The organism is Pseudomonas sp. Ga0074129 (assembly GCA_001465025.1).
GTDB lineage: Bacteria > Pseudomonadota > Gammaproteobacteria > Pseudomonadales > Pseudomonadaceae > Aquipseudomonas.
The window spans coordinates 1-13,584 of the sequence record LNDO01000060.1 but is presented as its reverse complement, the minus strand read 5'-3'; the positions used below and the strand labels follow the sequence as shown (position 1 = coordinate 13,584).

The following is a 13,584-nucleotide window of genomic DNA, read 5'->3' as shown; positions in this document are numbered from 1 at the left end:
AACGGATGACTTGATCGGTTTTGGTCGAATCGCCGCTTTTAAAATCGGCAAGAGCTGAAGTCGGCCGGAAATACAGGGCTACTTCAGAGCATCCTTAGTGCTTGTGGCGCTTTTGGCCGGCTGCCAGGCGTCGCTGCCGGCTTTACCCGATTGGCAAAGCCCTGACGGGCTGCAACACCCGGATGTAGGCCGCATTGTGGAGTTAAGCAGCGGCAAGACGTTGACCCCTGAGCAACTGGTGGCGCGTTTGGTTGATGCGCCCAAGGTGTTGGTGGGTGAGCGCCACGACAACCCCGATCACCATGCTCTGCAGCTTTGGCTACTGCGTGCGCTGGCTCAACAGCGGCCGCAGGGCAGCCTGCTGTTGGAGATGCTCAATCCCAATCAACAAACCAAGGTCGATCAGGTGCGCCAGGCCCTACAAGCCGGACAAACGCCGCCGGATATCCTGACTGCACTGGCCTGGCAGCCGGGCTGGTCGTGGTCGCTTTACGGGCCGTTGGTGCAGCATGCGCTGCGTCAACCTTATCCATTGTTGGCGGCCAACCTTGACCGTTCTGAGGTGATGCAGATCTACAGCCAAGTCCCGACGTTGAGCGGTCAGGCGTCCAGCGCACCGGCTGTGCGTGAAACGCTGCTGGCGCAGATCCGCGAATCCCACTGCAACCTGCTGCCGGAGAGTCAGTTGTCGGCCATGCTTGCTGTGCAACAACAGCGCGACCGACGCATGACAGAGGCACTGCTGGCCGCGCCACAACCTAGCCTGCTGATAGCTGGGTCTTTTCATGTGCGCCGCGACCTGGGTGTGCCGCTGCATCTGCAGGATTTACAGGGGGCGGAAGGCACGCCGGTTTTGATCCTGGCGGAAATCGGTACGCAGATAACTTCAGCCGCTGCCGACTTCGTTTGGTATACGCCGGCACAGCCTCAGCAGGACCATTGCGCCACGCTACGCCGCTAAAAAACGCCCAGGCCGCTTGGCAGCAAGAGCGGCCTGGGCATTGAATGCGTTCCACCTTGTCAAAGTCTCAGCACTGTTGAGGGCAATGGTCTAGCGGGGCGTTTCTACAGGCAAAAAAAGACCCGGCAAAAGCCGGGTCAATAACCGTGATTAGCCTGATGAGGAGATAATCTGAAGAGGCCGACTGAAGGTCTCTTGAGCTTATCGGCTGATCTCGCGACCAGTTGAGGTAATAATAACAATTCTCATTTTCAAGTCAACACTTCAGTAGAAATAATTTTAGTGACGCAGGTTGGCTGGATTTCCTGACAAAAAACCCGACGCTAGGTCGGGTTTTGTGATGCTTCAGTTCAGCCCGGTTTAATCGTTTGGCAGGCGCAGTTGAGTCACTTCTTTGTTGAGCAGGTCGATGCGTTTAGCCATGCTCTCGATCAGGCTGTGGGCTATTCGAGGGTTGCTCTGCATCAGGCTGAGGAACTGCTCTTTAGGAATCACCATGACCGTGCAGGGCTCGCTGGCCAGTACGGTTGCACTGCGTCGCTCGCGGGTGAAAACCGCCATGGCGCCAAAAATTTCGTCCTTCTGTACATCACCTACTTTATGGCCGTCCACATAAGCTTCGGCATGGCCTTCGATGATGATGAATACGTTGTCGGCGGTATCGCCTTGATGAATCAACTCTTCGCCGGCTGCAAAATGCTGAAACCCAGTGGATGGGCGAATTTCTGGTTGTTTTAACCGAACCAGCGCATCGGACAGCAGGGCGGTGTGGCCAATCAAATATTGGATAAACAGTTCTTGGCGTTGTTCGCTGGCATAGATGTGTTTGAACACATCGCTGCGCGAGTAGGGGATCAGGCTCAGTTTTTCTTCGCTGCTGTAACGGCAGCTCGGCATGTCTAAGCCCTGGCGCAGGCCTACTAGATCACCTTCCTGAAGATAGAAGAGTGGACGACCATCAACCACAGCGTGCAGCAGGCCGTTTTCAATGATGAACAGCTGATTGCCTGGCAGGATCTCGGTTAGATCATCTGCTCGCTCAAGCTGCAGTGGCGAGTCTGCAGGCGCGAGGCCTTCAAGCAATTGGGCGGGGATGCTTTGGAGTCGGTTGATTAGCTGATCGGCGTAAGCCGGTTGCTCCCCGAGTAAATACATGAGCGAATATCCTTGAACTGGCTAGGCATACTAAACCGCACGAACGTCCCTAAAACAATAGTGGGCTGCGGCGTTCGGGTAAATCGCCAGCTCGGCAGGTTGTGAGCTAGCTCTTGTTGTGGCTGCAACTTTCATCGAGTTGGGTGTTGAGTTCCGCCTTATGGCCTGGCGTCAGTTCATTCCAATGCACGTCCAGCAGCGCCCCTTCAATGGCATACAACAGCACCTTTGAGGCCCTGAAGCCGCGTGCGCGAACCGCTCGATAGGCGCCAACAGAACCTAGGCGCCTTAAGTCATTGGCGCTGTGAATGCCCACAGCATGTAGCCACTGCGCTGAGGTTTTACCGAGGTTTTTCAGGTGTTGCAGTTCATCGTTCATCTGGCCTCCTTGCGCTGCATGGCTGGGTGCGTACGGAGTGTGCGCTACATGAGTGTAGTGCTCAGTCTGAGAACGTGGCGCCGCAGTTGTATCAACTAAATGACGGCGATATCAGTGTGATCCTGCCTTGCTGCAAAGGTTGCACGCGTTCAACGCGGACCAAGACGAACTTCATTTAACGCGTGTTGTAGCGCAGGCGTGTGCCGAAATTTACAGACATGAGAATTTCATCTGCAGTCAGTTCGACAGGAAAGTAAGCGCCGGAAATTTGCGCGTGGGCCAGGCTTGCACCTTCAAGCTGAGCGCTGCGTAGATCCAGCCCGCGCAGGTCCGCTCCGCGGAAATAAGCATTGGTGAAATTAATGTTCTGCGCATCCAGTGCTCGCAGGTCAAGACCGCGAAAATCGCCATCACTTAAATCGACAGGCACATCTTTGGGTTTTTGAGCATTGAAGGCGGTGATCTTCTCGTTGTGGATGAGTGAATAGAGAGCGCTATCCAATTGTTTGGGGTGGGTCATGGAGTATCTCCGAGTGATCGACACTTGCAGTATAGAAGCGGCGGCGCACTCTGCTGGCGCCGTCGCAATGACCCGAACGGGTTTTACGCGTTTGGTAGGCGTTTACGGATGCGAGTGATCAGGTTGTCCAAGCTGGCACCGTCGTGAGTCTCTACATGTTTGCTGTGCAACAGCTCATCTTCGCTCAATGCTTCACGGCTGGCCTGCTGCGCATGCACGACATCCATGGTGGCGTCTGACGGGTCGTTGCCGGCCAGGCGGCGTTGCTCAAGCCAGCCTGCAATGACTTCATCCGGTGCGCTGCATTCCAGAATAATGAACGGAGCACCGCAGGCTTCGGCAATCTGGCTGGCCGCATCGCGCTGGGCTTTTTTCAGGTAGGTAGCGTCGATAACGACCGGGAACCCGGCATGCAGCGCCGCCTCAGCCAATTGGTGCAGGCGCTGGTAGGTGCTGGCGCTGGCATCCTGGCTGTAAATCCCAGTGCTGAGTTTGCCGGTGTCGGCATCCTTTTGTTCGCCAAATAGCCGTTTACGCTCTACATCCGAGCGCAGGCGAATTGCCCCCAAGGCCTCAACCAGGCGCATGGCGACGTGGCTTTTGCCCACTGCAGAAACACCATGGGTGATGGCCAAGAAGGGTGATGGAATAATGCTGTAGCTTTCGGCCAGGTTGGCGTAATTACGGTATTGGCGCAGGGTGACGGCTTTTTGCACGGCGTCGGTCTGATGCGCCAGGCTGAACAACGCAACTTTGGCACGAACCAACGCGCGATAGGCTTTGTAGAAGTTCAGCAGCTCCAGCGCGGCATAGTCACCCGTATGCTCCAGCCAGGCATTGACGAAGCGCCATGCGTGCGCCTTGAGGCCGCGGTCTTCCAGATCCATGGCGAGGAACGCCGCGTCCGAAGCAATATCGATAAGACGGAACGGTTCGTTGAACTCGATGCAGTCGAACAGCACCACCTGGTCATTCAACAATGTGGCGTTACCCAAGTGAATGTCGCCATGGCATTCGCGGATCGAGCCGTTTGCCGCGCGCGTTGCCAGCAGTGGCTCCAGGCGGGCGAAGCTGGCCTCAGTCCAGGCCTCGAGAGCTTCAAGCTGCTGCAGGTCGGCTGCATCATTGAGCATGGGGCGTATTTGCTCAAAGTTCTGCCGCATTGGCGCGACGATGGCAGCCGGAGAGCACAGTTCGTGTTCGGCCGGTACCGCCGGAGTGGCGGCGTGGAAATCAGCAATTTGTTTGGCCAGAGCATCAATATGCGCTTCGCTCAGCTCGCCACGCGCCTGAACATCACTCAGCAGCTGACTTTGTGGGAACTGACGCATTTTGAGTGCGTATTCGATTGCCTCAGTTTCGCCGCCAAGCTGGGGTGCCTCGACACTGCCGCAAATTGGCAGTACCTCAAGATAAAGGTCCTGCGTCAGGCGCTGGTTAAGGCGCAGCTCTTCCTGGCAAAAGTGTTGGCGCGCGCTCAGTTCGCTGAAATCGAGAAAGCCGAAGTTCACCGGTTTCTTGATTTTGTAGGCAAAGGGGCCGGTCAGAATGACCCAAGAGATGTGGGTCTCGATGACCTTAAACTGCTCAACCGGGTGCGGGTAAAGTGCCGGGTTTTGTAGTGCGCTGATCAGTGCTTGGCTCACGGGCGATCCTTGGCGGTCAACTGAAATAAGAGTGGGCCATTATGGCCTTACAATCCGGCTCTGCAAACCGCTGTGCCGGCCTGCTGGCAAGCAGACAAAGTGCGTATAATGCCGCGCCATGACTCGATCCCGATCTCCCCGTCCTCGCTCCAAACGCCGTTCTAACGGTATGCGCCCCTGGCTGGGCTGGGCTATCAAGCTCAGTTTGGTTGGTTTGGTGGTTTTTGCCGTGTTTGCGGTTTACCTCGATGCCGTGGTGCAGGAGAAATTCTCCGGCAAGCGCTGGACCGTTCCGGCCAAGGTGTATGCCCGCCCGCTTGAGTTGTTTGTTGGGCAAAAGCTGGCCAAGGACGACTTCCTCAAGGAGTTGGACGCCTTGGGCTATCGCCGGGAAAACGCGCTCAGCGGCCCTGGTGGTGTCTCGGTGGCCGGCAATAACATTGAACTTCACTCTCGTGGGTTCCAGTTTTACGAAAGCACTGAGCCATCGCAGCGTGTAAGAGTGCGTTTCTCCGGCGATTATGTGGCCGGCCTGAGTCAGGCCAATGGCGCCAACCTGGCCGTCGCGCGGCTGGAACCGTTGATGATTGGCGGGTTGTATCCAGCTCACCAAGAGGATCGCCTGCTGATCAAGTTGGAGCAGGTACCTCCTTATCTGGTCGAAACGTTGGTGGCGATTGAGGATCGTGAATTTTTCAACCACTTCGGCGTCTCGCCTAAAGGTATCGCCCGTGCGGTGTGGGTGAACGCCACCGCGGGTCAATTGCGTCAGGGCGGCAGCACCTTGACGCAGCAATTGGTAAAGAACTTTTTCCTGACCAATGAGCGCACGCTGTCGCGTAAAGCCACCGAAGCGATGATGGCGGTTTTGTTGGAGTTGCATTACGACAAGCAGGACATCCTTGAGGCGTATCTCAATGAGGTGTTCCTGGGGCAGGACGGTCAGCGGGCTGTGCATGGTTTTGGCTTGGCCAGCCAGTATTTCTTTAGCCAGCCATTGTCAGAGTTGAAACTTGATCAGGTTGCACTGCTGGTGGGCATGGTTAAGGGACCAACCTTCTTTAACCCCCGTCGTAATCCTGAGCGCGCCCTAGCACGGCGTAATCTGGTGCTCGACGTGCTCGCCGAACAGGGCGTCGCCAGCCTGGACGCCGTCACTGCAGCCAAACAAAAGCCGTTGGGCATTACCCAGCGTGGCAGCTTGGCCGACAGTTCGTTCCCTGCGTTTTTGGATTTGGTCAAACGCCAGTTGCGAGAGGACTATCAGGAGCAGGACTTAACCGAGGAAGGCTTGCGCATCTTCACCAGCTTTGACCCAATTTTGCAGCTCAAGGCCGAAAGCGCGTTAGCCGACAGCCTCAAGCGCCTGTCAGGACGCAAGGGTGTTGACCAGGTTGAAGCTGGCATGGTTGTCACCAGCCCAGAAAGCGGTGAGGTTCAAGCCGTGGTTGGCAGCCGCCAGCCGCGCTTTGCTGGTTTTAACCGGGCATTGGATGCTGTGCGACCAATTGGCTCGCTGATAAAGCCAGCGATTTATCTCACGGCATTGGAGCGGCCGAGCCAATACACCTTGACCAGCTTGCTGGAAGACCAGCCCTTCTCCATCAAGGGTCAAGATGGTCAGGTGTGGAGCCCACAAAACTTTGATCGTAAGGCTCACGGCACCATTTACCTGTATCAGGGGCTGGTCAACTCTTACAACCTGTCCACCGCCAAGTTGGGCCTTGAGGTAGGTGTGCCGCAGGTGTTGAAAACCCTCAGTCGCCTCGGTGTTGAGCATGAATGGCCTGCGTATCCATCGATGTTGCTTGGGGCGGGTGCGCTCAGCCCAATGGGTGTCGCGACTATGTATCAGACAATGGCCAATGGTGGTTTCAGCACTCCGTTGCGCAGCATCCGGAACGTGCTCACTGCCGAGGGTGAACCGCTCAAGCGGTATCCGTTCCAGATCCAGCAGCGGTTCGATGCGGGTGCCATCTATTTGCTGCAAAACGCCATGCAGCGCACGATGGCAGAAGGCACTGGGCGTTCGGTTTATAGCCAGTTGCCGCGATCACTGGCCTTGGCCGGTAAAACCGGCACCAGTAACGACTCCCGAGACAGCTGGTTTGCCGGTTTCAGTCAGGATGTTCTGGCTGTGGTTTGGCTGGGGCGCGATGACAACGGCCCCACGCCGTTAACCGGCGCGACCGGCGCTCTGCAGGTGTGGACAGACTTCATGCGCAAGGCCGATCCGCTGCCGCTTGATATGCCCATGCCAGAAAACGTGGTGCAAGCCTGGATAGACGCCGGCAGCGGTCAAGGGACTGATCCGAGTTGTCCGAATGCAGTACAGGTACCTTATATTCGTGGCAGCCAACCCGTCGCGGGGCCGGCCTGTGGTATTCAGGCGCCGGTCGACGAAGTGATGGATTGGGTGCGCGGCTGGTTGGATTAAGTGAGAGGGTGTGACGTGAATAAGTGGTTGATTCCAGCGGTAACGGCTTCGCTTTTCTTGGCAGGTTGTAACACTGTTCCGCGCGGCTCTATCCCGGTGGTTGAGGGCGGTTCATCGATTTCTTCGGGGCAGGTCGCGTCTTCAGGCGGTTACCCTGCACCTGCGCCTCAAACGCAAACACTGCCGCAAGATTCGGGTGTAGTGGTGATGGTGCCAGGCGGTGTGAGTACAACGCCGATTCAATCGTTCCCAGCGGGCAACGCGCCTATGCAGGCAGGCGCATCGACTCAGCCTTGGAGCGCTTCGCCTCCGGCCGTGTCAGGTGGCTATGCCGCGCCTGCGCCGACGGGTATCCCTGGCGGTGGTTTAGCAATGGATGAGCAACTGGATGGCCCAGTGTTGTCGCTACTGACCACGGCTCAGCAGCAACAGGGTGGCGGCGACCTCAACGGTGCTGCTTCAAGCCTGGAGCGCGCCCAGCGCATTGCTCCGCGCGAGCCGCAAGTGCTTTATCGGCTAGCCGAGGTGCGCATGGCTCAAGGTGATGCTGCTCAAGCGGAGCAGTTTGCGCGTCGTGGCTTGAGTTATGCCAGTGGTCGTCCTGCGCTTCAGGCCAGCTTGTGGAATTTAATCGCTCAGGCACGCGAGCGTCAGGGTGATGCGGCAGGTGCTGCGCAAGCCCGCGAGCAGGCAAGAGTCAGTCTCTGATGGATAAGCGCGTAGCCGATCTGGCTGACCAGCTTTTGCTGATTGAGCGTGAACTGCGGGTGCAGGGCTGGTGGGCGTCGCAAGCGCCTGATTCCGAGGCGTTGTCCAGTCAGGTGCCTTTTTGCGTAGACACGCTGGCATTTGAACAGTGGCTGCAGTGGATATTTCTGCCGCGCATGAAGCATATGCTGGAGTCTGCAGCGCCTTTGCCCACAGTGTCCGGTATTCAGCCTATGGCTGAGCAGGTCTATGGCGGTCAGTTGGTAAAGGCGCGAGAGTTGATACGGCTGTTGGGCGAGTTTGATCAGTTAATCGTCGGCGCGGCCTAAGTCGCGCCGCAGGGTTAGTTACAGTTATCTGTGATCGACTTCTGCGTTTCGGCGATGCGCGCCTGGCGTTCTTCCTCGCTCAGGCGGCGAACTTCGCCCTCTACTTCCATGCGCAGGCGTGGGTTGTTTTGCAGTTGCGCCAGGTTGGTGCGCACCTCCTCGCAGTATTTCTTGCGCTCAGCTTCCTTGGCTGCCACGTCCTGCTTAACCTTTGCATCGATAGCCGCCTGTTCAGGGTTAGCAATGCTTTCAAATGTAGGGGCAGGCTTGGTAGGTTCTGCCGGTGCGGGCTTTGGAACAGGTAGTGCAGTGTTGATGGTGCTCGCTTCCTGCCCCTGCGGCGGCTGTGCGCTGAAATGGGTGACCCCTTTGTCGTCGACCCACTTATAAACCTGGCCAGCCATGGCTGTGGCGCTGATGGCGAGTAGCAAGCTGCTGGTAATAATCATGCGGCGCATGCAGTTTCCTTAAAGTGAGCGGCAGTACATGCTCACTACTATAACCAAAATGGTCAAATCGTCATCCTGCTCTGCGTCACAGCAGAAGATTGCAGATTCAATCACTGATTACTTGACTTGGCCGCGCTGAATCCCAACAATTCCATGCTCGCTGTAGTGGAGTCCGCCGCAAGCAGGCTTTAGCTCAGTAGACATGAGGTGCACACCCGCGCCGACCTGTTTCACCCGCAACGCGTTACCTCGCGCTGGGTGGGAAAATCCCGCAACACCAAGGGCCTTTCCCAATACTTGCTCAGTAGTAGCTGACGTAGTCAGCGACCACCGTCGCTCATGCTCTGCTGGCAGTAAACCTATCTTAGGCCGTCCCTTGTAGGCGGTTTTCTGGCGTTTTAGAGGTGAACAACGTGGAGCTTTTATCCGGCGCTGAAATGGTCGTCCGCTTCCTGCGCGACGAAGGCGTTAAAAATATCTATGGGTACCCTGGTGGTGCTCTGCTGCATATCTACGATGCCTTGTTCAAAGAGCCTGAGGTGAACCATATTCTGGTTCGTCATGAGCAGGCGGCTACCCATATGGCGGACGGTTATGCCCGTGCCACTGGTAAGGCTGGTGTTGTGTTGGTGACTTCCGGTCCTGGCGCTACTAATGCCATTACAGGTATTGCCACTGCCTACATGGACTCTATTCCGATGGTGGTGTTGTCTGGCCAGGTGCCTAGCAACATGGTTGGCACTGATGCCTTCCAGGAAACCGACATGATCGGTATTTCCCGTCCGATCGTTAAGCACAGCTTTATGATCAAGCATGCTTCGGAAATCCCGGAAGTTTTGAAAAAGGCCTTTTATCTGGCCCAGTCAGGTCGTCCAGGTCCTGTGGTTGTGGACATTCCCAAGGACATGACCAATCCGGCTGAGAAGTTCGAATACGTTTATCCGAAAAAAGCCAAACTGCGCTCCTATAGCCCAGCTCTGCGTGGCCATTCCGGCCAAATCCGCAAGGCTGCAGAACTGCTGCTGACCGCCAAGCGTCCTATGGTGTATTCCGGTGGCGGCGTGATCATGGGTGAAGCTTCTGCGCCCCTGACCGAGCTGGCACAAATGCTTAATCTGCCTGTTACCAACACCCTAATGGGGTTGGGCGGTTATCCGGGTACGGATCGTCAGTTCCTGGGCATGCTCGGTATGCACGGCAGTTACACCGCCAACTTGGCGATGCATCACGCTGACGTCATTCTGGCGGTAGGTGCGCGTTTTGATGACCGTGTTATCAACGGCGCAAGCAAGTTCTGCCCGAATGCCAAGATCATTCACGTCGACATCGATCCAGCGTCTATTTCCAAAACCATCAAGGCTGACATCCCGATTGTAGGTCCGGTTGAAAGCGTGATGACCGAAATGGTCGCCATCCTTAAAGAGATCGGTGAGCAGCTGAACAAGGACGCTTTGGCCAGTTGGTGGAAGCAGATCGAAGAGTGGCGTGGTACGGGTCGCTTGTTCCCTTATAACGAGGGCGACGGCACGATTATCAAGCCGCAGGCCGTTATCGAGATGTTGTCTGAAATCACCAATGGCGATGCCTTTGTGACCTCGGACGTAGGCCAGCATCAGATGTTTGCTGCGCAGTACTACCGGTTCAATAAGCCTAACCGTTGGATCAACTCCGGCGGCTTGGGCACCATGGGCTTTGGTTTCCCAGCTGCAATGGGTGTCAAGCTGAGCTTTCCGGATGACGAGGTCGCCTGCGTAACCGGTGAAGGCAGTATTCAGATGAATATTCAGGAGTTGTCGACCTGCCTGCAATACGGTTTGCCGGTAAAGATCGTCAATCTGAACAACGGTGCGCTTGGTATGGTGCGCCAGTGGCAGGACATGATGTACAGCAGCCGTCACTCCCACTCTTACATGGAGTCGTTGCCTGACTTCGTCAAGTTGGCCGAGGCGTATGGCCATGTGGGTATCCGCATCACTGATCTGAAAGACCTGAAACCAAAGATGGAAGAAGCCTTTGCGATGAAAGATCGCTTGGTATTCCTCGACATTCAGGTTGACACCAGTGAGCACGTCTATCCGATGCAAATCAAAGACGGTGCAATGCGCGATATGTGGCTGAGCAAGACGGAGCGTACCTAATCATGCGACACATCATTTCCCTGCTGCTGGAAAACGAGCCTGGCGCACTGTCCCGTGTTGTGGGCCTGTTTTCTCAGCGCAACTACAACATCGAAAGCCTGACGGTAGCTCCGACTGAAGACCCGACCTTGTCGCGCCTGACCTTGACCACTGTCGGTCATGATGAAGTCATTGAGCAGATCACCAAAAACCTCAACAAGTTGATTGAGGTGGTCAAGCTGGTTGATTTGTCCGAGAGCGCCCACGTTGAGCGTGAGCTGATGCTGGTCAAAGTAAAGGCTACAGGGGCTCAGCGGGCTGAAGTCAAGCGTACCACCGACATCTTCCGCGGCCAGATCGTGGACGTAAGCAGCAGTGTTTACACCATCCAGTTGGCCGGCACGAGTGACAAGCTGGACAGCTTTATCCAAGCAATCGGCACCACGTCGATTCTGGAAACCGTACGCAGTGGCGTTACTGGCATTGCCCGTGGCGACAAAGTACTCAGCATCTAACCCATTTAACGAATGGCCTGCGGGTCATCAAGACAGGAGAATTTCCATGAAAGTGTATTACGACAAAGATTGTGACCTCTCGATCATCCAGGGTAAGAAAGTTGCCATCATCGGTTACGGTTCCCAGGGTCATGCTCAAGCGTGCAACCTGAAAGATTCCGGTGTTGATGTGACTGTTGGCCTGCGCAAAGGCTCGGCCACCGTTGCCAAGGCTGAAGCCCATGGCCTGAAAGTGACTGACGTTGCTTCCGCCGTTGCTGCTGCTGACTTGGTTATGATCCTGACTCCGGATGAGTTCCAGTCCTCGCTGTACAAGAACGAAATCGAGCCGAACATCAAAAAAGGCGCCACTCTGGCCTTCTCCCACGGCTTCGCGATTCACTACAACCAGGTTATTCCGCGCAGCGATCTCGACGTGATCATGATCGCGCCGAAGGCTCCGGGCCACACCGTGCGTTCCGAGTTCGTTAAAGGCGGCGGCATCCCTGACCTGATCGCTATCTATCAGGACGCTTCCGGCAACGCCAAAAACGTTGCGCTTTCCTACGCCGCTGGTGTGGGTGGCGGTCGTACCGGCATCATCGAAACCACCTTCAAGGACGAGACCGAAACCGACCTGTTCGGCGAGCAAGCTGTTCTGTGCGGCGGTACCGTTGAACTGGTAAAAGCCGGCTTTGAAACTCTGGTTGAAGCCGGTTATGCGCCGGAAATGGCCTACTTCGAGTGCTTGCACGAACTGAAGTTGATCGTTGACCTAATGTACGAAGGCGGTATCGCCAACATGAACTACTCGATCTCCAACAACGCTGAATACGGCGAGTACGTGACTGGCCCGGAAGTTATCAACGCCGAATCCCGTCAGGCTATGCGCAATGCTCTGAAGCGCATCCAGGACGGCGAATACGCCAAGATGTTCATCAGTGAAGGTGCCACCGGCTATCCTTCGATGACCGCCAAGCGTCGTAACAACGCTGCGCACGGTATCGAGATCATCGGTGAGCAACTACGCTCCATGATGCCGTGGATCGGCGCCAACAAAATCGTCGACAAAGCCAAGAACTAAGGTTTTATGACGTAAGAAAAACGCGGCTAAGGCCGCGTTTTTTCATGGTGCAGCAAGGCTTCTGGTATAAAGCTTGAGTGTTGCATGGGCGTCGGTCTGAACCCTGTTCGTCAGCGCCTGTCGAAATTCTTCAAATCCGTTGCAAGGTGTTGTTCATGAATGAACGTCCAGATGAGCCGCAATCTCCCGTCGATGCTGAAAGCTTGCTACCAATCGATGAGCACATAGAGGAGGGTCATGACGCCGAAGGGCGTAAGGTCCGTCATCGCGGTATTTATCTGCTGCCCAACCTGTTTACCACGGCCAATCTATTTGCCGGGTTCTACGCCATCATCAATGCCATGAACGGCAACTTCTATGTGGCAGCTGCCGCGGTGTTTGTGGCAATGGTGTTGGATGGTCTGGATGGTCGAGTCGCGCGCCTGACCAATACCCAAAGCGCCTTTGGTGCGGAATACGACTCGCTTTCCGACATGGTTGCCTTTGGTGTAGCGCCGGCCTTGCTCGCGTTTGAGTGGGCGTTGGGCAGCATGGGTAAGGTCGGCTGGATGGTCGCCTTCATCTATGTGGCGGGTGCCGCGCTGCGTTTAGCGCGTTTCAACACGCAGATCGGCAGCGTCGACAAGCGTTACTTTATCGGCCTGGCCAGCCCGGCTGCTGCGGGTGTGGTGGCAGGTACGGTTTGGGCCTTCAGTGATTTTGGCATCAAGGGCTCGAATATGGCCTTTGTAGTTGCCATCTTGGTGGCAGCGGCCGGTATGCTCATGGTCAGCAACATCAAGTACAACAGCTTCAAGGATCTAGACCTGAAAGGGCGCGTGCCTTTTGTGGCGATATTAGCAGTGGTGCTGGTGTTTGCTGTTGTGTTCAGTGATCCGCCGCGCATCCTACTGATTATCTTCCTGGCTTACGCGGCCTCGGGGCCGATTCAGTATCTGCTGCGCCTGCGTCGCGGTAAAAGCGCTTAGTTACAGCGCAGCTGTATCGACAAAGCCGTTGAAGCGTCAGCTTCAACGGCTTTGTCGTTTCTGCAGGCGGCGCATTCTTGCGGGTGGTGAGGTGCTTTTGATGAGGTCATTGAAACAAAAGCGAAACAATCAGTTGACCTACGGGGTTCTATCCCTATACTGCGCACCTCTTGAGGCGTAAGCGACTCCTTAAACTTCTTATAAAACAAGAAGTTAGATTTAAATAAGGGGTTGCAAATCAGCGAAAGCTGCGTAGAATGCGCCTCCTCTTCAGGAAGTGGCGTTTAGGTCTGAAGGGGTTCGGTCGAGGTGGTCGAAAGCGGTAAATGAGGTGGTT

General features: G+C 55.9%; 13 protein-coding genes. 8 read left to right on the top strand and 5 right to left on the bottom strand.

Features of this window, described 5'->3' with window-relative positions:
* Positions 1-97 precede the first annotated feature (97 nt).
* Positions 98-961 carry a ChaN family lipoprotein gene (locus AUK77_RS06325; protein WP_296127309.1) on the top strand — a complete coding sequence of 288 codons (864 nt, stop codon included), beginning with the start codon at positions 98-100 and terminating at the stop codon, positions 959-961.
* Positions 962-1,321: 360 nt separating this feature from the next.
* Here the strand turns inward: AUK77_RS06325 and AUK77_RS06320 are convergent, their stop codons facing one another.
* From AUK77_RS06320 to AUK77_RS06305, 4 genes are all read right to left on the bottom strand, one after another.
* Positions 1,322-2,116, bottom strand: coding sequence for a cyclic nucleotide-binding domain-containing protein (locus AUK77_RS06320; RefSeq protein ID WP_296127308.1), 795 nt, complete (start codon positions 2,114-2,116; stop codon positions 1,322-1,324).
* Positions 2,117-2,222: 106 nt separating this feature from the next.
* Positions 2,223-2,495 (bottom strand): TfoX/Sxy family protein, encoded by a 273-nt coding sequence (locus tag AUK77_RS06315; protein ID WP_296127307.1) that lies wholly within the window; start codon positions 2,493-2,495, stop codon positions 2,223-2,225.
* Positions 2,496-2,670: 175 nt separating this feature from the next.
* Positions 2,671-3,015: a pentapeptide repeat-containing protein gene (locus AUK77_RS06310; RefSeq protein WP_296127306.1), complete on the bottom strand. Its 345-nt coding sequence runs from the start codon at positions 3,013-3,015 to the stop codon at positions 2,671-2,673.
* An 83-nt stretch (positions 3,016-3,098) separates the two neighbouring features.
* Positions 3,099-4,661, bottom strand: coding sequence for a bifunctional aminoglycoside phosphotransferase/ATP-binding protein (locus tag AUK77_RS06305; protein WP_296127305.1), 1,563 nt, complete (start codon positions 4,659-4,661; stop codon positions 3,099-3,101).
* Between the two features lie 118 nt (positions 4,662-4,779).
* Between AUK77_RS06305 and mrcB the strand changes: the two genes are divergently transcribed.
* Genes mrcB through AUK77_RS06290 form a run of 3 tightly spaced genes read left to right on the top strand, consistent with a single transcriptional unit; the run spans position 4,780 to position 8,135 of the window.
* Positions 4,780-7,098 carry a penicillin-binding protein 1B gene (mrcB, locus tag AUK77_RS06300; RefSeq protein WP_296127303.1) on the top strand — a complete coding sequence of 773 codons (2,319 nt, stop codon included), beginning with the start codon at positions 4,780-4,782 and terminating at the stop codon, positions 7,096-7,098.
* A 15-nt stretch (positions 7,099-7,113) separates the two neighbouring features.
* Positions 7,114-7,806 carry a tetratricopeptide repeat protein gene (locus tag AUK77_RS06295; RefSeq protein ID WP_296127301.1) on the top strand — a complete coding sequence of 231 codons (693 nt, stop codon included), beginning with the start codon at positions 7,114-7,116 and terminating at the stop codon, positions 7,804-7,806.
* The gene (locus AUK77_RS06290; protein ID WP_296127299.1) at positions 7,806-8,135 is read left to right on the top strand and encodes a YqcC family protein; all 330 of its coding nucleotides are present in this window, start codon (positions 7,806-7,808) and stop codon (positions 8,133-8,135) included. Before AUK77_RS06295 ends, AUK77_RS06290 begins: the two co-directional genes overlap by 1 nt.
* A gap of 14 nt (positions 8,136-8,149) precedes the next feature.
* Here the strand turns inward: AUK77_RS06290 and AUK77_RS06285 are convergent, their stop codons facing one another.
* Positions 8,150-8,593, bottom strand: a complete 444-nt coding sequence (locus tag AUK77_RS06285; protein ID WP_296127298.1) for a DUF4124 domain-containing protein — start codon at positions 8,591-8,593, stop codon at positions 8,150-8,152.
* A 404-nt stretch (positions 8,594-8,997) separates the two neighbouring features.
* Between AUK77_RS06285 and AUK77_RS06280 the strand changes: the two genes are divergently transcribed.
* The 4 genes from AUK77_RS06280 to pssA all read left to right on the top strand — a co-directional run bounded on the left by AUK77_RS06280 (position 8,998) and on the right by pssA (position 13,247).
* The gene (locus AUK77_RS06280) at positions 8,998-10,722 is read left to right on the top strand and encodes an acetolactate synthase 3 large subunit (RefSeq protein WP_296127296.1); all 1,725 of its coding nucleotides are present in this window, start codon (positions 8,998-9,000) and stop codon (positions 10,720-10,722) included.
* A 2-nt stretch (positions 10,723-10,724) separates the two neighbouring features.
* Positions 10,725-11,216, top strand: coding sequence for an acetolactate synthase small subunit (gene ilvN / locus AUK77_RS06275; RefSeq protein ID WP_296127294.1), 492 nt, complete (start codon positions 10,725-10,727; stop codon positions 11,214-11,216).
* Between the two features lie 46 nt (positions 11,217-11,262).
* The gene (gene ilvC / locus AUK77_RS06270; protein WP_296127292.1) at positions 11,263-12,279 is read left to right on the top strand and encodes a ketol-acid reductoisomerase; all 1,017 of its coding nucleotides are present in this window, start codon (positions 11,263-11,265) and stop codon (positions 12,277-12,279) included.
* Between the two features lie 155 nt (positions 12,280-12,434).
* Entirely contained in the window at positions 12,435-13,247 is an 813-nt protein-coding gene (gene pssA, locus AUK77_RS06265) for a CDP-diacylglycerol--serine O-phosphatidyltransferase (RefSeq protein ID WP_296127291.1), read from the top strand.
* Positions 13,248-13,584 lie beyond the last annotated feature (337 nt).

What these genes read in the sequence shown, in the direction of transcription:
- AUK77_RS06285 (WP_296127298.1), bottom strand. Translation starts at nt 8,593, where the DNA reads ATGCGCCGCATGATTATTACCAGCAGCTTGCTACTCGCCATCAGCGCC.
- pssA (WP_296127291.1), top strand. Translation starts at nt 12,435, where the DNA reads ATGAATGAACGTCCAGATGAGCCGCAATCTCCCGTCGATGCTGAAAGC.
- ilvN (WP_296127294.1), top strand. Translation starts at nt 10,725, where the DNA reads ATGCGACACATCATTTCCCTGCTGCTGGAAAACGAGCCTGGCGCACTG.
- AUK77_RS06315 (WP_296127307.1), bottom strand. Translation starts at nt 2,495, where the DNA reads ATGAACGATGAACTGCAACACCTGAAAAACCTCGGTAAAACCTCAGCG.
- AUK77_RS06320 (WP_296127308.1), bottom strand. Translation starts at nt 2,116, where the DNA reads ATGTATTTACTCGGGGAGCAACCGGCTTACGCCGATCAGCTAATCAAC.
- mrcB (WP_296127303.1), top strand. Translation starts at nt 4,780, where the DNA reads ATGACTCGATCCCGATCTCCCCGTCCTCGCTCCAAACGCCGTTCTAAC.
- AUK77_RS06310 (WP_296127306.1), bottom strand. Translation starts at nt 3,015, where the DNA reads ATGACCCACCCCAAACAATTGGATAGCGCTCTCTATTCACTCATCCAC.
- ilvC (WP_296127292.1), top strand. Translation starts at nt 11,263, where the DNA reads ATGAAAGTGTATTACGACAAAGATTGTGACCTCTCGATCATCCAGGGT.
- AUK77_RS06290 (WP_296127299.1), top strand. Translation starts at nt 7,806, where the DNA reads ATGGATAAGCGCGTAGCCGATCTGGCTGACCAGCTTTTGCTGATTGAG.